This is a genomic window from Microcoleus pseudofavosus SVA1_A4 (assembly GCF_036700565.1).
Taxonomy (GTDB): Bacteria; Cyanobacteriota; Cyanobacteriia; order Cyanobacteriales; family Microcoleaceae; genus Microcoleus.
This window is the reverse complement of record NZ_JAUBPE010000099.1, coordinates 1-21,909: the sequence shown is the minus strand read 5'-3', so window position 1 is coordinate 21,909 and position 21,909 is coordinate 1. Positions and strand designations below refer to the sequence as shown.

General features: G+C 46.9%; 21 protein-coding genes and 2 pseudogenes. 12 read left to right on the top strand and 11 right to left on the bottom strand.

The window, feature by feature from the left end; genetic code table 11:
• Positions 1-121 precede the first annotated feature (121 nt).
• Positions 122-649 (top strand): annotated as a pseudogene (locus tag QUA02_RS29665) (DUF4058 family protein); the annotation flags it as partial.
• Between the two features lie 95 nt (positions 650-744).
• Here the strand turns inward: QUA02_RS29665 and QUA02_RS29660 are convergent.
• Positions 745-2,967 (bottom strand): sensor histidine kinase, encoded by a 2,223-nt coding sequence (locus tag QUA02_RS29660; RefSeq protein WP_333033129.1) that lies wholly within the window; start codon positions 2,965-2,967, stop codon positions 745-747.
• A 107-nt stretch (positions 2,968-3,074) separates the two neighbouring features.
• On the opposite strand from QUA02_RS29660, the gene QUA02_RS29655 reads away from it, so the two are divergent.
• Entirely contained in the window at positions 3,075-3,254 is a 180-nt protein-coding gene (locus QUA02_RS29655; RefSeq protein WP_333033128.1) for a hypothetical protein, read from the top strand.
• Positions 3,255-3,383: 129 nt separating this feature from the next.
• Here the strand turns inward: QUA02_RS29655 and QUA02_RS29650 are convergent, their stop codons facing one another.
• The gene (locus QUA02_RS29650) at positions 3,384-4,862 is read right to left on the bottom strand and encodes a leucyl aminopeptidase (RefSeq protein ID WP_333033127.1); all 1,479 of its coding nucleotides are present in this window, start codon (positions 4,860-4,862) and stop codon (positions 3,384-3,386) included.
• A 337-nt stretch (positions 4,863-5,199) separates the two neighbouring features.
• Between QUA02_RS29650 and QUA02_RS29645 the strand changes: the two genes are divergently transcribed.
• Positions 5,200-7,398, top strand: coding sequence for a transglycosylase SLT domain-containing protein (locus QUA02_RS29645; RefSeq protein ID WP_333033126.1), 2,199 nt, complete (start codon positions 5,200-5,202; stop codon positions 7,396-7,398).
• 188 nt (positions 7,399-7,586) lie between these two features.
• On the opposite strand, the gene QUA02_RS29640 is transcribed toward QUA02_RS29645, so the two are convergent.
• Positions 7,587-8,084, bottom strand: coding sequence for a pentapeptide repeat-containing protein (locus tag QUA02_RS29640; RefSeq protein WP_333033124.1), 498 nt, complete (start codon positions 8,082-8,084; stop codon positions 7,587-7,589).
• Positions 8,085-8,193: 109 nt separating this feature from the next.
• On the opposite strand from QUA02_RS29640, the gene QUA02_RS29635 reads away from it, so the two are divergent.
• The gene (locus QUA02_RS29635) at positions 8,194-8,562 is read left to right on the top strand and encodes a phage holin family protein (protein ID WP_333033123.1); all 369 of its coding nucleotides are present in this window, start codon (positions 8,194-8,196) and stop codon (positions 8,560-8,562) included.
• 4 nt (positions 8,563-8,566) lie between these two features.
• On the opposite strand, the gene QUA02_RS29630 is transcribed toward QUA02_RS29635, so the two are convergent.
• A complete protein-coding gene (locus QUA02_RS29630; protein WP_333033122.1) occupies positions 8,567-9,364 on the bottom strand; it encodes a cobalamin biosynthesis protein in 798 nt (265 codons plus the stop codon).
• 80 nt (positions 9,365-9,444) lie between these two features.
• Here QUA02_RS29630 and QUA02_RS29625 point away from each other — a divergent pair, with 80 nt between their 5' ends.
• A complete protein-coding gene (locus tag QUA02_RS29625; protein ID WP_333033121.1) occupies positions 9,445-9,849 on the top strand; it encodes a hypothetical protein in 405 nt (134 codons plus the stop codon).
• Positions 9,850-9,920: 71 nt separating this feature from the next.
• Here the strand turns inward: QUA02_RS29625 and QUA02_RS29620 are convergent.
• Positions 9,921-10,163, bottom strand: a pseudogene (locus QUA02_RS29620) (TetR/AcrR family transcriptional regulator); the annotation flags it as partial.
• A gap of 75 nt (positions 10,164-10,238) precedes the next feature.
• Between QUA02_RS29620 and QUA02_RS29615 the strand changes: the two are divergent.
• On the top strand, positions 10,239-10,601 hold the full coding sequence (locus tag QUA02_RS29615) for a hypothetical protein (protein WP_333033119.1): 363 nt from the start codon (positions 10,239-10,241) through the stop codon (positions 10,599-10,601).
• 8 nt (positions 10,602-10,609) lie between these two features.
• Here the strand turns inward: QUA02_RS29615 and QUA02_RS29610 are convergent, their stop codons facing one another.
• Both QUA02_RS29610 and QUA02_RS29605 read right to left on the bottom strand, forming a co-directional pair.
• The gene (locus QUA02_RS29610) at positions 10,610-11,128 is read right to left on the bottom strand and encodes a GNAT family N-acetyltransferase (RefSeq protein ID WP_333033118.1); all 519 of its coding nucleotides are present in this window, start codon (positions 11,126-11,128) and stop codon (positions 10,610-10,612) included.
• A 24-nt stretch (positions 11,129-11,152) separates the two neighbouring features.
• On the bottom strand, positions 11,153-11,770 hold the full coding sequence (locus QUA02_RS29605; protein ID WP_333033116.1) for a TetR/AcrR family transcriptional regulator: 618 nt from the start codon (positions 11,768-11,770) through the stop codon (positions 11,153-11,155).
• A gap of 380 nt (positions 11,771-12,150) precedes the next feature.
• On the opposite strand from QUA02_RS29605, the gene QUA02_RS29600 reads away from it, so the two are divergent.
• Genes QUA02_RS29600 through QUA02_RS29590 form a run of 3 tightly spaced genes read left to right on the top strand, consistent with a single transcriptional unit; the run spans position 12,151 to position 15,446 of the window.
• The gene (locus QUA02_RS29600; protein WP_333033115.1) at positions 12,151-13,722 is read left to right on the top strand and encodes a M16 family metallopeptidase; all 1,572 of its coding nucleotides are present in this window, start codon (positions 12,151-12,153) and stop codon (positions 13,720-13,722) included.
• Between the two features lie 16 nt (positions 13,723-13,738).
• The gene (locus tag QUA02_RS29595) at positions 13,739-13,951 is read left to right on the top strand and encodes a hypothetical protein (protein ID WP_333033114.1); all 213 of its coding nucleotides are present in this window, start codon (positions 13,739-13,741) and stop codon (positions 13,949-13,951) included.
• A 13-nt stretch (positions 13,952-13,964) separates the two neighbouring features.
• Entirely contained in the window at positions 13,965-15,446 is a 1,482-nt protein-coding gene (locus tag QUA02_RS29590) for a M16 family metallopeptidase (RefSeq protein ID WP_333033113.1), read from the top strand.
• Positions 15,447-15,526: 80 nt separating this feature from the next.
• Here the strand turns inward: QUA02_RS29590 and asnS are convergent, their stop codons facing one another.
• Together asnS and QUA02_RS29580 are read right to left on the bottom strand one after the other, a co-directional pair.
• Complete coding sequence (asnS, locus tag QUA02_RS29585; RefSeq protein WP_333033112.1) at positions 15,527-16,918, bottom strand: asparagine--tRNA ligase; 1,392 nt, start codon at positions 16,916-16,918, stop codon at positions 15,527-15,529.
• A gap of 96 nt (positions 16,919-17,014) precedes the next feature.
• Positions 17,015-17,380 (bottom strand): sll0565 family protein, encoded by a 366-nt coding sequence (locus tag QUA02_RS29580; protein ID WP_333033111.1) that lies wholly within the window; start codon positions 17,378-17,380, stop codon positions 17,015-17,017.
• 118 nt (positions 17,381-17,498) lie between these two features.
• Between QUA02_RS29580 and QUA02_RS29575 the strand changes: the two genes are divergently transcribed.
• The gene (locus tag QUA02_RS29575; protein ID WP_006631172.1) at positions 17,499-17,774 is read left to right on the top strand and encodes a DUF6439 family protein; all 276 of its coding nucleotides are present in this window, start codon (positions 17,499-17,501) and stop codon (positions 17,772-17,774) included.
• 244 nt (positions 17,775-18,018) lie between these two features.
• Here QUA02_RS29575 and QUA02_RS29570 read toward each other — a convergent pair whose 3' ends face one another.
• On the bottom strand, positions 18,019-18,507 hold the full coding sequence (locus QUA02_RS29570) for an ATP-binding protein (protein ID WP_333033109.1): 489 nt from the start codon (positions 18,505-18,507) through the stop codon (positions 18,019-18,021).
• 350 nt (positions 18,508-18,857) lie between these two features.
• Positions 18,858-19,172, bottom strand: coding sequence for a hypothetical protein (locus tag QUA02_RS29565; protein WP_333033108.1), 315 nt, complete (start codon positions 19,170-19,172; stop codon positions 18,858-18,860).
• Positions 19,173-19,203: 31 nt separating this feature from the next.
• Here QUA02_RS29565 and QUA02_RS29560 point away from each other — a divergent pair, with 31 nt between their 5' ends.
• Both QUA02_RS29560 and QUA02_RS29555 read left to right on the top strand, forming a co-directional pair.
• Positions 19,204-20,097, top strand: a complete 894-nt coding sequence (locus QUA02_RS29560) for an alpha/beta fold hydrolase (RefSeq protein WP_333033107.1) — start codon at positions 19,204-19,206, stop codon at positions 20,095-20,097.
• Positions 20,098-20,241: 144 nt separating this feature from the next.
• On the top strand, positions 20,242-21,228 hold the full coding sequence (locus QUA02_RS29555) for an aldo/keto reductase (protein WP_333033106.1): 987 nt from the start codon (positions 20,242-20,244) through the stop codon (positions 21,226-21,228).
• Positions 21,229-21,909: the final 681 nt, after the last annotated feature.

Here is a 21,909-nt window from a genome sequence, read left to right as displayed (position 1 = left end):
AATTAAGTTGATAATGCGCCAAGGATATGGCTTTTCTAATTTTAATAATTTCAGGAATCGCGTATTAGCTTGCTTCTCTGATTAGATAAAATTATAACCACAAGTTCAGGAGAGCCCCCTCACCCAACCCATCCCCGTTCAACTCCCGCTGCCAGAAACCATAGAAGAAAGCTATTTAGAAATTAGAGAAATGCCTAGCGATCGAGTTATCACCGTTATTGAAGTTCTTTCCCCCAAGAATAAAACCGCAGGAGAAGGACGAAATGCTTATGAAACTAAACGGCAGCAAGTGTTGGGAAGTCGCACCAACTTAGTCGAAATTGACCTGCTCAGAAGCGGCAAACCCATGCCGATTTTAGGAGTCACGCAGCGCACCGATTATCGGATTTTAGTCAGTCGCGGTTCTCAACTTCCTCAAGCTGAATTGTATGCCTTTAGCGTGCGAGACCAGATTCCTTGCTTGCGAGTACCTTTGCAACCGTCCGATGCAGAACCGGAACTCGATTTACAGGCTATATTAATGAGTGTTTACAATCAAGCTAGATTTGATTTAGCGATTGATTACTGTCAAGAACCCCGCCCGCCTTTGAAAGCAGCAGATAGGGAGTGGGCAGATAATTTGTTGCGGCAGCGGGGAGTGCGATCGTAATTAATGGGAAAGGGGAAGGAAAAAGCAGGAATAATATTATGTCCGCAAAATGTGTTTGTAGTGAGGAATGCAAGTCCTCACTACAAACACATTTTTCAGAAGGGAATTTCGATCGCAAATTCCGTACCTTCTCCTACGGCGGAACGGCAGCTCAAGGCTCCGGCGTGTTTTTCCGCGACAATTCGGTAACTGATGGCTAACCCCAAACCAGTGCCTTTTCCCATCGGTTTTGTCGTGAAAAACGGGTCAAACAATCGGCTCCGCACATCTTCTGTCATGCCGATCGCATTATCGGCAATGCGGATGCAAATACTATTTTCGTTCAGGGCTTCTGTGCGAATGCTAATAGTTGGTTTCCAGTCGCCGCCGCCGGCAGAGGATCGCCTTTTTTGGTTGCAAGCATCTTCCAAGGCGTCAATACTGTTGCTAAGCAGATTCATAAATACCTGATTTAGCTGACCTGCATAACATTCTATTAAGGGGAGTTGACCGTAATCTTTGATTACTTTTATTTCGGGATAGTCGCCTCTGGCTCGCAGTTTGTTGTGCAAAATTAGGAGCGTATTGTCTATGCCTTCGTGAAGGTTAGTAGGCTTTTTAACCGAGTCGTCTAAACGCGAGAAATTTCGCAAGCTCAGAACTATTTCGCGAATGCGATCTGCTCCCATTTTCATCGAAGATAATATTTTTACCAAATCTTCTCTCAGAAATTCTAAATCGATATTTTCAATACATGATTGAATTTCTACCGTTGGCTGAGGATAGTATTTTTGGTAAAGTTCCACAAGCTGTAACAAGTCTCTGATATATTGGCTGGCGTAGGAAATATTTCCGTAGATAAAACTGACAGGGTTGTTGATTTCGTGAGCTACTCCAGCTACCATTTGACCGAGGCTTGACATTTTTTCGGTATGAATTAGGTGAGCTTGAGTTTCTCGGAGTTCTTTGAGAGCGATTTCGAGCTGCTGGGATCTGTTGTTGGCGATCGCCTCGGAGAGCCGCAAAGCATCCTCCGCTGCTTTGCGCTCTGTCATGTCAAAAATCGCACCGTTGAGGGATAAAACTTGACCTGCTGCGTTGAAAATGGCTTGACCTTTCTCTGCAACCCACCGCACATTTCCGTCGCAGTGAATCAGGCGATATTCGAGCGTGTAAGGTTGTTTTGTCTTAATAGCCCGATCGATAATTTTATCGCTATGCTGGGCGTCATCGGGATGAACTATACTCGGAAAAGCCTGCACCGGTTTTTGCATAAAGTTAGCTGCGGGATAGCCGGAAATAGCTTCTATGCCGCTGCTGATAAAAGTTAAGCTCGATCGCCCAGCAGCGCTGCAACGGTAAACCGCACCGGGAATGCTAGAAACTAAGGACCTAAATTCTTCTTCCCTTTCCCGCAAAGCTGCCTCAATCCGCTTGCGCTCGCTAATGTCGCGAGCAAACGCGCACTGATATTCTTTGCCGTTAAATTCCAAATGGTCGATCGTAATTTCCACCGGAAAAATTCGACCGTACTTAGTGAGGTGGTGAACTTCAATATTAACCGAACCGCAGCGTTTTAAGACTTTCCAGTGCAAACTCCAAGCAGTTTCGGGAAAATCTGGATTGATGTCGTGCACGGTAAGATCGAGCAATTCTTCCGCAGAATATCCCAATGAACTGCAAGCCGCGTCGTTGACGTAAAAAAATTTACCGTCCGACCCGATCCAGAATACCGCATCTGCCGATCGGTCGATCGCAAATTGAGTCAGTTGCAACTTTTCTTCAACCCGCTGGCGATCGGCAATTTCTTTTTCTAACTGTCCTTCCAGCGAATTGAGAGCTAAAGTGCGAGCGACAATAGTGTCTGCATCGGAAAGCTCGATCGATTGTTTTGCCAATTCTCCTGTCTGGGTATCATGCTTTTCCTGATTTTCTTCTACCTGTTTTAACGGCAGTGGTGGAAGATTTTCTCTTTGATTTAAACCAGACTCGGCCAGTGCTTTCGGCATGAGTGCGAGGGCGACTGCGGCTAAAAGCAAAGAAATCAAAGCACTTGCAGCTTTGAGAGTTACCGACAGCCAATAAATGGAATGCCAAAGCGTCCAAACTTCCGTCAATTTAGCAGCGCCGCAGGCAAAAAAAACAACGGCAAACAGCCGGAAAATCTTGCTGTGAGAACTTTGGCGGGTCAAATAAACTAAAAATAGCGCCAGAGAGCAATACGCCAGTGCCGTCAGCGAGTCAAAAACAGCGTACAGTCGCAACTCCGGCAGCGCGTCGCAGCCGACTGGGGAAGATACAGCAAGTGTTGAAAAAAAAATTGTTAATTGTTCTTGCATAAAGCTCAAGAAAAAAGTTATCTGTACCAATGCAAATCCGATCAAATATAATTATTTGATTTCTGCTAGTGAAATATTTACATAATTATATACTTTTTTCATTTTTTATGAAACAGCTATTTTTTCAGGGAATGTCAAAACAGTCTAGGTTGGGCCCTGGGAGCAAAGCTTTCGGCAAGTATGAGCGATTGCGATCGATCGTCGCGGCTCGCAACGCTGACGTTCCTCACAGTGACGGAATACATAAATTCGCCTACTTATGGCTTCAGAAACATTTAAATTTTTAACGATCGCTATTAAGTTTTCTTTGAGATTACTTAAGCTGTGAGCCTGGGGTCTTAAACCCCAGGCTCACTGATGGACTAACGGGATTTTAAGGCAGAGAAAATCTCAATTTTTGCGCTGGAAATCCACAATTAAGCACCGCCCAGCACCCAATGCACCAAAGTCCGAACTCCAAAACCGGTAGCCCCAGGGCCGTTGTAGCCGTTTTCTTTGTCAGTCCAAACCGTGCCGGCAATATCTAAATGCGCCCAAGCAGTATCCTTCACAAACTGCTTCAAAAATAGCGCCGCCGTAATCGAACCGCCGGGACGCGGCCCAGTGTTTTTCATGTCGGCGTGCAATGCTTTCAAGCCCTCAAAATATTTCTCTTCCATCGGCATTCGCCAAAACTTTTCGCCTGCCAATTCTGAGGCGGCGACTATTTCGGCGGCGACGCTATCTTGAGGACTCCACAAACCCGCGATATCTTCGCCCAAAGCAATTACGCAGGCGCCCGTCAGAGTTGCTAAATCGACAATTGCGTCAACTCCCAATTTATCAGCAAATACCAAAGCGTCAGCCAGGGTTAAACGACCTTCTGCGTCGGTATTGTTGACTTCAATTGTTTTGCCGTTGGAAGCTGTAAGGATGTCTCCGGGGCGCATGGCGCGGCCGCTGATCATGTTTTCGGTGACGGCGCTGATAAAGTGAACTTCCACATCGGGTTTGATGTGTCCGATCGCCTTTGCCGCTCCGAAAGTAGCCGCAGCGCCGCCCATATCTACTTTCATCATTTCAATGCCGCTGCCGGCTCCTTTGATGTTCAAACCGCCGGAATCAAAGGTCAATCCTTTGCCCACAATTGCTATTTTGCGGCGCGGTGTGCCTTCGGGTTTGTAAGTCAAATGGATGAATTTCGGCGGCAAGTCGGATGCTCTGGCAACGCCGAGAAAGGCTCCCATGCCGAGTTTTTCGCAGTCTTCCCGCTCCAATATTTCTAATTCTAAACCGCATTCGGCAGCAAGACTTTGAGCGGTTTCGGCCATTGTAATCGGGGTAACAAAATTGGCCGGCGCTGCGACTAATTCCCGTGCTAAAATGACTCCAGCGGTGATTTGGCGGGCGCGGGCGATCGCACTTTCGGTACCGGCAAAACCGAGCAAATGAATTTGTTCGAGTTGGGGGCTTTTGTCGTCAGGTTCCGATTTGAAACGGTTGTCTTGATTCAAGGAGAGTTCTACACCTTCGGCGATCGCGCTGGCTGTAACATCCGGCGCGCTTTTCCATACAGGAAAGCTAATTCCGAGGGTTTTGCATTTCTCCTTTTTGGCTAACTTGGCGCAAACGCCCGCAGCTTGCCGCACGGTGTCTAATTTTAAGTCCTCTGTTTTGCCCAAACCGACGATCGCAATTTTGCGGATGGGATTATTGCCGCCGACGCGGGCGATCGCGCTCGTGCCCGCTTTGCCCTTAAAATCTACTTCCAGTAGCAGCTCTTTCAAAGTGCCTGCAAGCTTTTCATCTAATTGTGCCAGCTCGTCGCCCAGTTCCAGGGCGTCCTCAAATAGACCAATTGCCAGGGCGTCTCCCGTCCAAACAGAGCCGGGTTTATCGGTAACTAGAAATTCCATGTTTTGATTTACACTTTAGATTTTAGATTTTTGATTGTACTTTGTAGTTGGTGCTTTGTCGTTTTTCCTTTGTGCGGGTAAATAGATCGATCGCACAAATTCTCCGCTCGACATCGAAATAAATTCTGGTACTATATCAGCCAAGTCCGCCTGCGATCGGATCTCGCACCAATCTCAATAATCTGTTTGGGGGCCGGCTGAAAGAGCCCGCCCCACTCTTAACTTTTATTTCTCGTTGAACAGGTATCCTGCCTGTTATGGCGTGCAACACGCATCCTGCCTGTTATGGCTCTTGACAAACGATCGGTTCTTTATTCTTATTCTCTTAAATTTTCCCATGCTAAAACGACGCCGGGCCCGAGTTTCTGTTTTAATCAGCGTTTCAGTTTGCGTTATTGCGATCGCCTCTTTGCTTGCTGCGACGAAATGGATGGGTTTGAACTTGTTCCAAAAGGCTCAGCGGCCTCTGGATGCAGCGAATTCCGAATCGTCCGTCAAGATGCTGGTATCGCTGTCACCGAGCGAGCGAGAGGCGAAATTAGTTGAACTCGCAGCCAGTCAGCCTGCAAGTACGAACCCGCAGCAGCAAATCTCCCCTCAAAGCCGGGCCCGTTACCTGCTGGCCAGCGATTTAATCCAGCAAGGAAATGCCGCCAAAGCATTAACATTATTGGACAAATTAGAGCAAGAATATCCGGTTTTAGCTGCTCGCATTGCCGCTCAAAGGGCGGAAGCTTACCAATTGACCGGCGACAAAGGCAAAGCCCAAAAAGCTTGGCAGGAAGTGCTAAAAAACTATCCGAACGACCCGGTAGCAGCCGAAGCTTTATATGTTTTAGGCAAGTCCAAACCGGAATATTGGCAACAGGCAATTACTGAATTTCCCGCTCATCCCCGCAGCGTAGAAATTGCCCTCACTAAGTTAAAAGAAAATCCCAATCAGCCGGAGTTGATGCTGATAGTAGCAAAACACGGTCATTATGTCAAAGATTACGGTACAATTTTGGAACAACTGGTGCAGCGAAACAGCAGCGCTTTGAAACCGGAAGATTGGGAAGAAATTGCTTTTGGCTATTGGGAAAAACAGGATTACGGCAAAGGAGCTATTGCTTACGGGAAAGCTCCCCGCACCGCCAAAAATCTTTACCGAAAAGCTCGCGGTTTATGGCTCGACGGAAAAATCCCGGAATCGAGAATTGCCTATCAAGAATTAGGGCGCGAGTTTCCCGATTCCGAAGATACTGGTTTGGGTTTAATTCGGCTGTCGCGGCTGAGCGAACCGAAAGAAGCGATCGTTTTGCTCGATCGAGTTATTAGCAAATTCCCCAATTATGCCCCCGAAGCTTTGTTAGATAAATCCCAACTTCTCGACAAAGCACGCAGCGGTCAATCCGCCTCAGATACCCGGAAGTTGCTCTTGACAAAATACAATAATTCTGATAAAGCAGGCGAACTGCGGTGGACGATCGCCCAGCAGTATGCCAAAGGCGGAGATTTAAAATCAGCTTGGCAGTGGGCGAGAGAATTAACCACCAACAATCCCGACAGCGAACAAGCTCCAGAAGCAGCATTTTGGGTCGGAAAATGGGCACAGCAACTCGGCCGCCAACAAGACGCCAAGACTGCATTTGAGTACACTATCTTACGCTATCCAGAATCATATTTTGCGTGGCGATCGGCTGTACTTCTCGGCTGGCCCGTAGGCGACTTTACAACAGTCCGAGATTTGTCTCCCAATGTAGTGCGGCCCCCTCAGCGCCCCGAACCAACCGCCGGTTCTCCTGCGTTGAAAGAACTCTACCAATTAGGTCAAGATAGAGATGCTTGGACGCTGTGGCAAATAGAATTTATCGACCGCGTAGAACCAAGTATTGCCGAACAGTTTACCGACGGTTTAATGCGAGTTGGAGTCGGAGACAATTTAGATGGTTTGTGGATGGTTGGGAGTTTGCGGCAGCGCGAACAACCAGATGATAGAACCGACTACCTGGCTCTCAGACAGCAGCCGGCTTATTGGCAAGCACTTTATCCTTTTCCTTACTTAGAAACCATAGTCAAATGGTCGCAAGAACGCCAAATAAATCCAGTATTAGTCACAGCATTAATCCGGCAAGAATCGCGGTTTATGCCCCAGATTAAATCAGCAGTTGGCGCGACAGGTTTAATGCAAGTAATGCCGGAAACAGCAGCTTGGGTTGCTGAGAAAATGGGCATCAAAAAGTATTCGTTGGAGAATGTGGACGACAATGTTAAACTCGGTACGTGGTATTTGGATCACACTCACGACGAGTACAAGAATAACTCGATGTTAGCTGTGGCGAGTTACAATGCGGGGCCGAATGCAGTAGCAGATTGGTTGAAGAGGTTTGATTTTAGTGACCCGGATGCTTTTGCAGAAAAGATTCCGTTTCCTGAAACGAAAGGATACGTGAAATCGGTGTTTGAGAATTACTGGAATTATCTGCGGATTTACAATCCAGAAGTCAATCAGTTAATGACTGAGCATTATGCGGCTTCCCAGAAAAAAGCCAAGTGAATTATTCGCGGTGTGGGGGCGGGTTTATCTAAATTGTTGGCAATCGTTATATATTTTTGGTGGAACCCGCCCCTACAAAATATGGTTTCGTAGGGGCGGGTTCCACCAACCATAATCGCCCCAAACAAACAATCTCAAAAACCCGCCCCCACCAACAAACAATCATCAGTAATTGACCGGAGATGATATCAGCGGCATCCCAAAGAATCGCGAGTAGAAACCCCTGTTTGAGAATTAATCCCGCTTGCCTTTGTACACAATTCTTTAACTTGTGCGCCGTCCATAATTGCGTCGGTAAAATCAGCGCCGGTGATATCAACACCGTCAAAAGTAGAACGCAGCAAAATTGTTTCCGCTAAAATTGCATCGCTTAAATCGGCCTTAGTAAATTTAACTTGATCTATCATGGCATTAGTTAAATTTGCTCCGTGCAAATTCGCCTGAGTCATCACCGAAGCGCTCATAATTGCTCCCCGCAAATCGGCATTAGAAAAATTAGTCAAGTCCATATTAGCGTTAGAAAATTCAGCAGTCCGCAGCATTTGACCCGAAAAATCGCGTCTTGTTAGTTCGGCGTTGCTAAAGGACAGCGGAGGAGGGTAATATTTAGATTGAGCCTGGGCTGGCCGCGGCAGGATGAAGATAGTTAGGGCTAAGAGGAATGCTGCTAGTTGCCGGAGTTTCATAAGTCTGATATTCTCGCAAGGTGGGTATTTCGTAGTGTATCCCGAACTTTGGTCGATCGACTAAACAGGTACAATCTTAATTAATAGTGATGGAGATGAAAAAAAAGATATGCTAAGTTTTTTCTTAACTTGGATAGTAGCAGCGGTTTCGCTGGTCATTACCGCTAACATTGTACCAGGTATCGCGGTGGTGAGCTTTCCGGCGGCGATGCTGGCTGCTGTTGTTATCGGATTGGTCAACGCGGTTGTCAGACCGATTATTACATTGCTGACGCTGCCTTTGACCGTTATTACTTTAGGTTTGTTTTTATTCGTTGTGAATGCAATTTCGCTTTCCCTGGCTTCATGGTTGGCGGGTGCGTTCAGTATCGGCTTTGCGGTTAACGGTTTTTGGCCGGCTTTGTTGGGTTCCATTGTGTTGTCATTTGTTTCTGGGTTGATTGGTCGATTTGTGAATGCCAATACTTTGTCTCAGTAATACATTATCCCAGATACTCGATCGGGCAAACTGCAACCGCTACTGTTACAGCAGAACCCCCCCTAACCCCCCCTTGTAAAGGGGGGGGATTTTGACTGCGAAATATTTTTTTAGGGACTAAAAGCCTTTCACGGGCGGGCAGGATGCCCACCCCACAAGCAGATTCACTCTTCGCTTCACAGGCATCTTGCCTGTTCTTGAGAATGGTACAAGATATCAGTTCGATCGCACAAAGTGCCGCAGCTTCTGCTACACTAGGCGTCCCGACTTGTTTTGCTGCAATATTTGAAGGATTGGGGACTTCTACGGAACTTAAAATGTCAGCAGTAAAGGTTTTTAACGGCCAGTTTCGCGCTGCACAAAGTTCTAACAATCCGACTTCACCTGCTTTAGTGTCTATTGTAGCAATCCCTGCGATCGCACTTTCGGCTAAATGATAACCGCGGCATACTTGTTTAATCGCTGTTTCGATTAATTCTCGCCCTGTTCCGCGTTCACAACCTATCCCTATCCACAACACTCTCGGATGCCACTGAACTTTTGGCAAAGCAGATTCCGGCGAAAATCTTCTCTGCGTGAAACTAATCCAAATTCTGGCTTTGATAGTGGATAGATTTTCCCCCTCCCAATACAAAGAATGTTTTTCTGGCAAACTGTTTTGCCACAAAGTAGAACCAACTTCTTGAATTACCTCGACACCTTCCCCTCTAGCAATAGCCGCCGCCACTCCTGTCCAGTCACCTTCGCCCCGCCTCCAACTGCTGGGAATGTCTAGCATATCTAACGTAAATTCATCGCTCATTATTCAGTTATCTATTCTGTAGTTTCACTGCGACCGCAATCTTTAAAAAAATTAACACTTTGTTTGTGGAAAACTTTGGTATGATTATTGTAGCACAAACTACAAAAAGTCAAACATTTAAGATGGTAGAACTAAATCAGTTACTGTTAGAGCTTGAAAGCAACCTCAAATCGGAAGGAGTGAAAAAAGAATGGAAAGAGCGCCGCGAAAGTTGGGTTAGCGATGTGGCCGCATCAGTTAACCTGACATATCTAGCAAAATTGCTAGTTGAATTGGAATCTAACTTGCAGGGAAAATCGGTTGATATTCAGTGGCAAGAGCGCCGGGACAGTTGGGTAGCAAAATGTCTGGGAGCATCGATTGTTCAAGAAGTATCAAGTTTATTGCTGGAACTAGAAACCAATATAAATTCGGAAGCTGTGACCGATGAATGGCAGCAGAATCGCGATAATTGGGTACAGCAAATGCACAAGTTTAAGGAGTAGTTTCGACGAGTCAGAGCCTGTAGATATGCGTTTTCAGGCTCTAAAATTTCCTAATGACTGATGACTAATGACTAATGACTAATGACTAATGATTCATCTTTCTGCAAAACCCCATTCAGAAAAATATCTGCGAGTCCTTCAGCCATTTCCTGCATTTGCTGCCGAGAAGCATTCGGCTCCATAATCGTATTGTGACTGAAGCACGCGACTGCAAACATTCCCAAAAATACCTGAGCGACAATCTTCGGATTCATCTTTGGATCAACTTGTTTTTCCATCGCCGTTTCCAAAAACGCCTCAGCCACATTGCTCATTATAAAAAACCAACACTCTCAATCAATAAAATTTGTACAAAAATAGCACAAACTGCAAACAAGACAAAATTTAATATGGTAGAACTAAATCAATTACTGTTAGAGTTTGAAGCCCACCTCAACGGGGACGCAGTGACGGAAGAATGGAAAGAACCTCGCGACTTTTGGATGAGCGAGGTGTCAGCAGCAAGTGACGAAAAACAGCTAGCCAAATTGCTAGTTGAATTAGAATCAAATTTTCAGATGCAAGCGGTACAAAGTCAATGGAAAATGCTCCGACAAAGTTGGGTAGAAGAATGTCGCATAGCATCGACGCTTGAAGAAGTATCAACTCTATTGCTGGAACTTGAAAGCAATACAACTTGGGAAGTAATGACGGATGAATGGCAGGAAAATCGTGAGAATTGGGTACAGCAAATGTACGAATTTATAGAGTAATCCTTCACTTAATCCAAATCAACTTTCATCGTGAATGATGTCCCTCCTGTGCGGTTGATTGTGTCGCTTCCCTCAATTACTTTAAATCCCGATCGCTCGTACAAACTCAGGGCCCGATTGGAGCTTCTGACACTCAGGGATACCGATCGATAAGAGACTTGTGCTGCTGACAGCAAACGAGCCAGCAACTGCGTTCCTACACCCTGATTTGTATATTCTGGAAGAACGGCGATCGCCAATTCCGGGGTAGTATCGTCAACCCAGCCAAACCCCTTGTCATCCTCTGCAAACAAACGCAGCCAGGCGGCTCCTACTAGCTGGCTCCCGTTCAATTCCGATGCGAAGCCCAGATCGCTTGCACGTCCCCAATTCTTGACATATTTCGCAATTAAAGGATGATTGACAACCGCTTGCACCGTTGATTCGCCTTCTTCTGCCATGTGCGCTGCTTCATATAGCATTTGCCACAGAAAAGGCTCGTCTTCCTGCGTTAGCGGCCGAATAGAATAGTCCAAAACTTTGCCCATAACAACTTTTGCTTTTTGCCCTAATTATTCATCCTTGACTAAAACCCCATTCAGAAAAATATCTGCGAGTCCTTCGGCCATTTCCTGCATTTCCTGTGGAGAAGCATTGGGTTCCATAATCGTATTTTGACTGAAACCCGCGACGGCAAACATTCCCAAAAATACCTGAGCGACAATCTTCGGATTCATCTTCCGATACACTCCTTTTTCCATCGCCGTTTCAAAAAAAGCCTCAGCCACATCGCTCATTTTTCCGATGACTTCCAACTGAATTCGATCGCGCAAATCCGGGTGAAACTGCGCCTCCAAAAAACACACCCGCATCATGTCGCTATTCGCGCGGATATTCAGCATCCGCCGCCGCATCACCTGAGCCACTGCTTTGTAACTGCCCATTTCGCTCAATTCTGTCAGCAAATCTGTCAGTATTTCCACCCATCCTTCCGTCGCCACCTGAATCAAAATCGCTTTTTTATTATCAAAATGCCGAAATAGCGTACCCTCCGCCACCCCCGCCGCCGCTGCTAAATCGCGAGTTGTCGTGCCGTCGTATCCGCTGCGGGCAAACAACCGCTGAGCTGCTTGTAAAATCCGCTTCTTGGTTTCTGTTTCAGAAGGAGGAGACTGATTAAAAATTCGCATGGCTTTGCAATCGGTAATTGGCGACTTGGAACTGCGGATTCGGAACTGAAGGACTAAATTATGTTAACTTTTAAGTTGTGCGTGACTTTAATCTTAAACTGGAAGTGGCGCAACAGATCGCTTATGCCCCAAAAATCTTTATGCTTAAAAAGCATCTCTTGTTATTCGGTATAAACTTCTTGCCGTTTGACAATCTAAAATCTAAAATCTAAAATCGAATGACCCTTTTTGAGATTTGCTGTATCAGCCTAACATCTGCGGCGCAACAGATCGCTTATGCCTCCAAAAATCTTTATCCTGAGAAAAGAATCCCTGGCCGCCGAGCACAAACATTTTTTTGTTTGACAATCCAAAATCCCAAATCTAAAATCTAAAATCGAATGACCCCGCAGTTCCAAAAACCCGAATCGCCCGATCGCCAAACTCGATTCATCGCCTCCCTGCTCGCCGCTGTACTGCTGTGGTGGGGAATTTCCCCCGAAATCGCCCTCGCCCGCCCCAACCCCGCTAGCGGCTCCCAAGCAGTGTCTGTTCAACCGTCGCTCGATCGAGTAATCAAGCAAGTCACCGAATTTAAGCTCGACAACGGCATGACATTCATCGTGCTCGAAAGGCCCCGATCGCCCGTAGCATCGTTTCTGATTCACGCCGATGTCGGCGGCGCAAACGAACCCGACGGTCAAACAGGTGTCGCTCACTATCTCGAACATTTAGCCTTCAAAGGCACGCCAAAAATCGGCACTACCGACTACAAAGCCGAAAAGCCGCTGCTAGAAAAACAAGACCAACTCTTCGAGCAAATGCAAGCAGCCAAGGCCAGCGGCAAAACTGAAGAAGCCTCCAAATTCAAAGCAGAATTTGACAAAGTTGAAGCCGAAGCTTCGCAATTTGTCAAGCGCAACGAACTCGGAAAAATAGTCGAACAAGCCGGCGGAGTCGGACTCAATGCCGCGACTTCTACCGACGCCACAATGTATTTTTACAGCCTCCCAGCTAACAAATTAGAACTGTGGATGTCGCTGGAATCCGAGCGATTTCTAGAACCGGTATTTCGGGAATTTTACAAAGAAAAACAGGTAATTTTAGAAGAGCGCAGGCTGCGAACCGAGAATTCTGCGATCGGACAAATGGTTGAAGTTTTTGCCAACAAAGCTTTCTCTGTTCATCCCTACCGCCGCCCCGTAATTGGCTACACTGAAGACATTAAAAACCTCAGCCGCAGCGACGTGCAGAAGTTTTTCGAGACTCACTACGTCCCCAGCAAGCTGACTGTGGCGGTGGTAGGAGACGTGAAAGCTTCGGAGGTGAAGCGACTGGCTCAAATTTATTTCGGCCGTTACAAGGCGAAACCAGCGCCTCCAGAATTGCAAATTGTCGAACCTCCCCAAACGCAAACTCAGGAACTCACGCTGCAATTAAAAACTCAACCTTGGTATTTGGAAGGATACCACCGGCCGGCGATGAATCATCCCGACAATGCGATTTATGAAATGATGGGTTCTTTGCTCAGCGATGGCCGCACTTCTCGGCTTTACAAATCTTTGGTAGAACAACAGCAATTGGCGCTCGCGGCTCAAGGTTTCAGCGGTTATCCGGGGGACAAGTATCCGAATTTGATGTTATTTTACGCTCAAACTGCTCCGGGCCGCACGGTTGATGAAGTAGCCTCCGCTTTGAGCAAGGAAATCGATCGCCTGAAAACTGAGCCGGTTTCTGATTTGGAATTGGATCGAGTGAAAACTCAGGCGAGAGCCGATTTGTTGCGATCGCTCAATTCTAATATGGGCATGGCATTTTCGCTGCTGGACTATCAAGTGAAAACCGGTTCGTGGCAAAATTTGTTCAAGGAATTGGATGCGATCGCGGCTGTTACTCCCGCTGACATTCAGCGTGTCGCTCAGGCAACTTTCCGCCCGGAAAATCGCACGATTGGCAAGCTTTTGTCGCTGTAAGGAAGTCAGTTGTCAGTTGTCAGTTGACTGTTGTCAGTTGACTGTTGTCAGTTGGCAGTTGGCAGTTGACTGTTGTCAGTTGACTGTTGTCAGTTGGCAGTTGGCAGTTGTCAGTTATCTGTTGTCAGTGGTGAGCTTTCCAGCGAACAGCCAACAGCGAACAGTCAACAGTCAACAGTCAACAGTTAACATTTGTCAGTCAACAGTCAACATTTGTCAGAATGTATAACTTAGGAAAAAGAATGAAAAGGACTAAATTGAGACTGAGAAAAGCAAAGTTATTTCTGCTGTCGCTTTGCTTTTTTACTGTTTCACTTGGCACATTTAACTTGTTACCTTCCTTCGCGGCTGCACCGAAACACTACGATGAATTAACATTTCCGGCGGTGCCCGAAATTAAACTGCCTAAATATACTCGCTTCGAGCTAAAAAATGGCATCAGGGTGTATCTTATGGAAGACCGGGAACTCCCGTTAGTCGGGGGGACGGCGCTATTTCGCACGGGCGATCGCTTTGAACCTGCCGATAAAATTGGATTGGGAGGATTGACGGGAGAAGTGATGCGAACTGGCGGCACGAGCAGGCATACGGCTGATGAACTAAATCAGTTGTTAGAACAGCGAGCAGCTTCGGTAGAAACGGGGATTGATGTTGCTTCTGGTACTGCTAATTTTAGTGCTTTAGCTGAAGATGTGGAACCAGTGTTTGACTTATTTGCGGAAGTGATTCGGGAGCCAATCTTTGAAGCAGAAAAGTTGGATTTAGCTAAGAACCAAAGTCAAGGTGCGATCGCCCGCCGCAATGACGATCCTAACGATATTACCGGCCGCGAGTTTGAAAAGTTAATTTACGGCGATCGCAGTCCTTACGCGCGCACGGTAGAATACAAAACCCTCGCCAATATTTCCCGCGACGATTTGGTGAGTTTCTACCAGAAATATTTCCATCCCAAGAATATGATTTTGGGTATTTCTGGCGACTTTGATACAGCTAAAATGCGATCGCTCGTCGAGCAAAAATTTGGCAACTGGCAACCGAGTCAAAGTGCAGAAGTGCCTGCGCTACCAACGGTATCGCCAGCCAAGGGCGGCGGCGTATTTTTGGTAAATCAGCCGCAATTAAGTCAAAGTTACGTGCAGATGGGACATTTGGGCGGAACGCTCAGCAGTCCAGATTACGGTGCTTTGGACGTAATGAACGGAGTTTTGAACGGTTTCGGTGGCCGTTTGTTCAATAACGTGCGATCGCGCCAAGGTTTAGCTTATTCAGTATACGCAGCTTGGAGTCCGAGATATGACTATCCGGGGGTGTTTGTCGCAGGAGGCCAAACGCGATCGGACGCGACAGTACCGTTTATCAAAGCAATTCGCGCTGAGATCGATCGAATCCGCACCCAACCAATTACCGCCGAAGAATTAGCTTTTGCTAAAGATTCGACTCTCAATTCTTTCATCTTCAAATTTGAAAATCCGAGTCAAACTTTGTCGAGATTAATGCGCTACGAATACTACGGTTATCCCGAAGATTTCATTTTTAGCTACCGCAGCAGCATCGAAGCAGCCACAATTGCCGACGTGCAGCGCGTAGCCAAGACTTACTTGAAACCGGATAATCTGGTTACATTAGTAGTAGGAAATACTGCGGCAATTCAACCGCCCCTATCAAGTTTGGGCACTGCAGTCAAAGTGGAATCTGTTGATATCACAATTCCCTCGGCGACTTAATTTATTTGTGATTGTGAATCGCCGATCCGGGTAAGGACACGGCATTGCCGTGTCCCTACGTTTTCCCGCACAATCCTCAACTAAAAATCAATGCTCAAAGGCGCTCTCGGAAACGGAATCACATCCCGAATATTCCCCATTCCCGTCATAAACTGCACTAACCGCTCAAACCCCAAACCAAAGCCAGCATGAGGCACAGTACCGTAGCGGCGCAAATCCAAATACCACCACAACTCCTCCTTATTCATACCTTGAGCTTCCATGCGCCGCTCCAAAACATCCAGCCTTTCTTCCCGCTGCGAACCGCCGATAATTTCCCCAATATTAGGAGCCAAAACATCCATTGCTCGCACCGTTTTTTCGTCCTCATTTAAACGCATATAAAATGCTTTAATGCCGACGGGATAGTCGCTGACAATGGTCGGTTTTTTAAACAAATCCTCAGCCAAATAACGCTCGTGTTCCGACTGCAAATCTAAACCCCAACTGACCGGAAAATCAAACTTTTTGTCTGCTTTTTCCAAAAGTGCGATCGCCTCCGTATAAGTAATCCGCTCGAACTGATTGTTAATGATATTTTCAGCAGTAGCCAAAACCGTTTTGTCAATTCGCTCGTTGAAAAACTCCATATCTTCCGGGCAATGCTCCAAAACGTATTTAAAAATGTACTTTAAAAACGCCTCAGCCAAATCCATATCTCCCTGCAAATCGCAGAAAGCCATCTCCGGTTCAATCATCCAAAACTCCGCCAAATGCCGCGAAGTATTAGAATTTTCTGCTCGGAAAGTCGGGCCAAAAGTGTAAACATTTCCGAAAGCCATCGCCATAACTTCCGCTTCCAACTGGCCGCTAACTGTTAAATAGGCGCGCTTCCCAAAAAAGTCTTTAGCATAATCAACCTCTTGCGAATCAGTGCGCGGCACATTCTTTAAGTCAAAGTTAGTAACAGCGAACATTTCCCCCGCACCTTCGCAGTCACTAGCAGCAAGAATCGGAGTATGAACCCACAAAAAACCACGTTCTTGAAAAAATTGATGTACCGCCGCCGAACAAGCATTGCGGACTCGAAACACAGCGCCGTGGGTGTTTGTGCGCGGCCGCAAATGGGCGATTGTCCGCAAAAATTCCAAGGAATGGCGCTTTTTTTGCAGCGGATAAGTTTGCGGGTCTGCTTCGCCGTAAACTTGTACTTGTGAGGCTTTCAACTCAATTCGCTGTCCTTTTGCGGGAGACGCTACCAGCACGCCCGACACTTCTAAAGATGCACCTGTATTTAGTTGTTTGAGTACATTTTCAAAATCTGGCAAATCGGCATTGATGACTACTTGCAAGTTAGCCATCGCCGAACCGTCGTTGACTTCCACAAAGGCAAATTCTTTTAATTCGCGTTTGGTACGCACCCAACCTTGAACTGTTACAGTGTCGTCGGGTTCGCCACCGCGCAAAATTGCAGCAATTCGTTGATTAGTCATATCCACTCCCGTTTATTTAATATTATTTTGCACCATATTTCTCTATTTTCTCTTCCTCTGCGCCCTCTGCGCCCTCTGCGGTAAAAAAATCAAAAACTATCCCGCATAGGATTTCAACATCCAACCCAGCAAAATACCAAGTCCCCCAAAGCGAACTGCTTGCCAAAAAGGTTGTTTTATGCTTCCCCAAGAAAACAGGCTGCTTTCTAAATTTAACTCGATCGTTTCCAATTCTTGCTCAATTTCCCGCAATTCTTTTTTGAGTTGCGGCAATGGATTTTTGCGCCCCGACTGGCGGATTTCTTCGCGCCGATGACCGAGTTCGACTTGGCGCTGTCGATCGACCTGAATTTGAGTGTACCGTTCTTTGACTGCTGCGAGCGATCGCTCCACTGCTGCGAGCGCTTTAACAAACTCACTTTCTTGCTCTTCCCGATTTAACTCTGACGGCTGTTGAGGCATTTCGATCTGCAAACCTGACAATAATAATAAAAAAAGCCGATTTCCAATTAAGTTGTTATTATATGCAGTATATTTTTTAAATTCAGAAACGGCAGCCAAATCCGTATAATTGCCAATTATGCTTGAAACTACACAAACAACCCAAACTGTCAACCTCAACGAGCTTAGCACGGTAGAACTAGCCCAAGCTCTAGCCGCGCGCCTCGCCATCCACGAAAAAGATTGGCACCGCCTCAAAGCCAACCGTTCCGCGCGGGCCTGCGAGCAAGCTGCGGCCGCTTTGGTCTTTTTGCTCAAAAAACAGCCCGAAGAAGCTCTCCCGCGCTTAAATCAAGCAGCAGGATGGCTGGATCGATCGATATCTGCTCCTCCCTGTCCCACCCACGGCAAATAATTTGAGTGTTGAGTCTTGAGTTTTGACTTGATTAGTAGATAAAAATTTAGACAATCGCGCGGCTCGATCGAGCCGCGCGATTGTGAGTTCAAAAGATTTATACTTTTTTAACTCAAAACTCACATTTTGCATTACGATCAGCTATCAATAGCCAGAGCGTTCAAATTCTCACTGCAAGCTTCAGCGCCAGAAAGAAAAAATTTCCAGGTCTAGCTGAGGTGAAAACTGCTGCCAAATAGCGGTGCTAGCGTAAGCTAGGCAGTCGGTAGCGACTGGGAAGTTCTTTGCACAGCCGTAACTCTGTACCTTGAGAATTCCACTCTACCCGATCGAATATTTGGTAAAGAATAAACAACCCCCTACCACATTCCTGTTCCACATGGGGGAGTGCAGAGTCATCGGCAACATCCTCTGGTAGTAGACTGTCGCAATCATCTGTATAACTTTTGCAACTGCAAGGGGCATTAAAGCCAGAACCTTCATCCGATATCACCCACCAATATTGGTTCTGGACGATCGAAAAACGGACTCCAACAGTTTTACCGGGGTCTAACTTGTTTCCATGCTTAGCAGCATTTACCAAAGCTTCTTGAAGCCCTAACCGCAATTCCGCTTGCCAGCGATCCGGAAGCTCTGCTAGGAGCAGATCCAAAATAGGGCAAAGGTATAGGGTAGAAGCGAAGCTAATCGTAATCCAATTGCGTCCGACCGGACGGGGTGAAATAGCAATCACTCAGAAAACTCCCTAACTTTCAGGTGGATAAAGTTCACACCCTGCATAGTTGGCTCCCTAGTATTCAAAATGCTAATTAATTGAGCGGCGCAGCTCTACTTCTATCTTAGAGTATCAAAGCAATTAAGAACAGCAAACAACGTCACAAAATATTCAGCGATTCTGAGAAACTTCTGCAGAGAACCATCAGTAATTTTACTTATAAGTTCTCCCAGCAGCCAGATTTTTGATGTGGGCTTTTGCCAACTAGCAATACTTAGGCTCGCTGCATCCCCCAAGCCGTCAACAGTTCTTACCAAACGATCCCCACCTTGAAAAGCTCGGAAATAAATGTGAAAAAGTCGATCCCTTCACCCTCGCCCATGAGGATCGACCCTCGCGGCCCAAGCTTTGCGCCGATCGCCCAGAACTTGCTCAGGCCGCCACACAGCAAAATCATCATACCTAGGTGTGTTGCAGCCGAAACCCGATTTATTTCCCAAATTCGACTCGGCGCACAAAAATCGCACTACTGCGATCCTCACCAAATCAATATTCGTTACAAAAGTTATTGAAACTGAGTGCGGGCGAGCGCGAGATCCCAACACGCCCAAATTGACAAATCCTCTGCTGGCCCCAGCCCGGCGCGTTTCCCCAACTATATAAATCTGAACGTCGCGATACAATAGTTAAAGTAAATAATTATTTCTTTACATCATGCAAACAACCCCAGCCATCACCGCAGCCCCCATTCCCGGCACTTACTGGCAGTGGCGGGGGCATTCAGTGTACTACGTTCGATCCAGCGATCGGCATCCAGAACGCCCTCCCCTGCTGTTAATTCACGGTTTTGGCGCTTCCACAGACCACTGGCGCAAAAATATCAGCGGCCTGAGCAAAGACTTTGAAGTGTGGGCGATCGACCTTTTGGGATTCGGGCGATCGGCAAAACCCGAATTGCAGTACAGCGGCGACCTCTGGCGCGACCAACTCCACGACTTTATCACCAACATCATCGGCCGGCCCGCCGTACTAGCCGGCAACTCCCTCGGAGGCTACGCCGCCTTGTGTGTAGCCGCCCAGCGCCCCGAATCAGCCGCCGGGCTGATATTAATCAACAGCGCCGGCCCCTTCAGCGAACCGCAGCCCGCACCCGAAGCCCCGCCCGTGCAAAAAGCCATATCTGCGGTAGCTAAAACCTTATTTCAGCAAGATTGGGCAAGTTTTCTGCTGTTCCAGTACGTGCGCCAGCGATCGACAATTCGGAAAACCCTAGAAAAAGTTTATCTTGACCAAAGCGCCGTCACAGACCAATTAGTAGAAGAAATTTACCTTCCCTCCTGCGATCCCGGTGCGCCCAAAGTATTCGCTTCCGTATTCCGAACACCCCAAGGCGAAAAAATCGACGTATTGCTGAGTCAATTAACCTGTGGGTTGCTAATGCTGTGGGGAGAAGGCGATCCGTGGATGAATTCTACAGAAAGAAGCGCAAAATTTCGCAACCACTATCCGCAGTTGACAGAACATTTTATCAAAGCCGGTCACTGTCCCCACGACGAAGTACCAGAACAGATCAACGAACTGATTCGCGCATGGATAATTGACCAATAGTCGATCGGCACATAAATAATTTTCCCCCAGCTATCTCCTCCGTCGGATAGGGGGAAAATTATCCAATTTGCGGTAAAAATCTATGTATTGTGCTCTCACAAACGCGGTTAATTTCTACTCACATATTCTGAGGAGACCGAAACCATGACCCGCAAAAAGACTCGCCGCAATTTTATATTGAGCAGTATAGCTGTTGCCAGCGGCATTGCAGGCGCTAAGGCGATCGAACAGCAGGATCGGGAAATCGCAGCCGCACCCAGTAACCAGGGGGCCGCCACAGTAAAAATGCCAGAACGACTGTTAGGCAACACCGGCGTGAAAGTGCCGATTTTCGGTTTGGGGGGGGCAGGACAAACACCGCTGTCGCAGCCGGGAAGAGAAGCAGAAGCGGCGGTGCAAATTGAACGCGCGATCGAACTAGGCATTCGCTATTTTGACACGGCGGCCGAGTACGGGCCCAGCGAAGAAAACTTAGGCAAAGTTTTGCCACCATATCGATCGCGCCTTTTCTTAGCCACAAAAACTTCCGCCAGAGACAGAGACGGCGCGTGGAGAGACTTAGAGCGATCGCTCAAAAGATTGAAAACCGATCGGCTCGACTTGTGGCAACTCCACCACGTCTCATTCCAAGGCGAATTAGATCAAATTTTCAGTGCTAAAGGAGCAATAAAGGCGATCGAAGAAGCCAAACAGCAAAAAATAATTCGTTTTTCCGGCATCACCGGACACCACGAACCAGCCATCATTGCCGCAGGCTTGCAGCGCTATCCTTTTGACACAACATTAATCTCCCTCAACGCCGCCGAAAAACATCACCCGCGCTCCTTTGTTACCAGCGCTTTACCAATTGCCAAAGCCAAAAACATCGGCGTGATAGCCATGAAAATACCAGCTTACGGCAAATTATTTCAGAACGGTGTTTTAGATGGAATGCACCAAGCAATGGGCTACACGCTTTCACTTCCCGGCGTGCACTGCTGCATCATCGCCGCCGACTCAGTAAAGCAATTAGAAGAAAACTTCAAAGTCGCCCAAGCATTCCAACCCCTGAACAAAACAGAAATGGCAGCACTTGAAAAGCGCACCGCCGCCGCTTGGCAAGAAAATACATTTTTCAGACAGTGGACTTAAAATACCAACTCCAAAATCCCCTTTTTCCTGTGTCTTTATTGTGGCGCGGGCGTCTCGCCCGTGATATCAATTCCGGCTGCACCGGAATTGATATAGAGGACACGGCAGTGCCGTTTCCCTACAATTGATCGCGGTAGGGAAAGGGCACTGCCGTGTCCTCCGTTTATATCATTCCGATGCTAACGGAATTGATATGAATCATCTTACAGCAGATTCCGCGTTCATGAAGTACAGTCGCCTATCCTTCGATCCCCGTAGGGACACGGCATTGCCGTGTCCCTACTCGATCGACCTTGAATACGCTGTATGTGCGATCGAACGACTGCAATCAAATTGTTTTGTAGTGAGGACTTGAGTCCTCATAAAACTACTATAGCAGTCCTAAATCAGTCGCAAAATCGATCTAGATCAGAATCCTTGTAGTGCGAGCATCTTGCTCGCGTACTATTTTTCAAATCATTTAGGATTGCTATAGGACTCAAGTCATCACTACAAACCTACAACGTTTATGTTACCGAACTTGCTTTTACCTGCGGTGAAAATATAGCAACCGCCAAGCCGGTTAGGAGATTTTAAATTGCTGAAACCATTGCGATTGTTGCTTCTAGGACTTACGCATTGACAGAATAACAAAATAGTGCATTGATAAATATGGGTCGTTTACTTTCTAGGTATCGGACA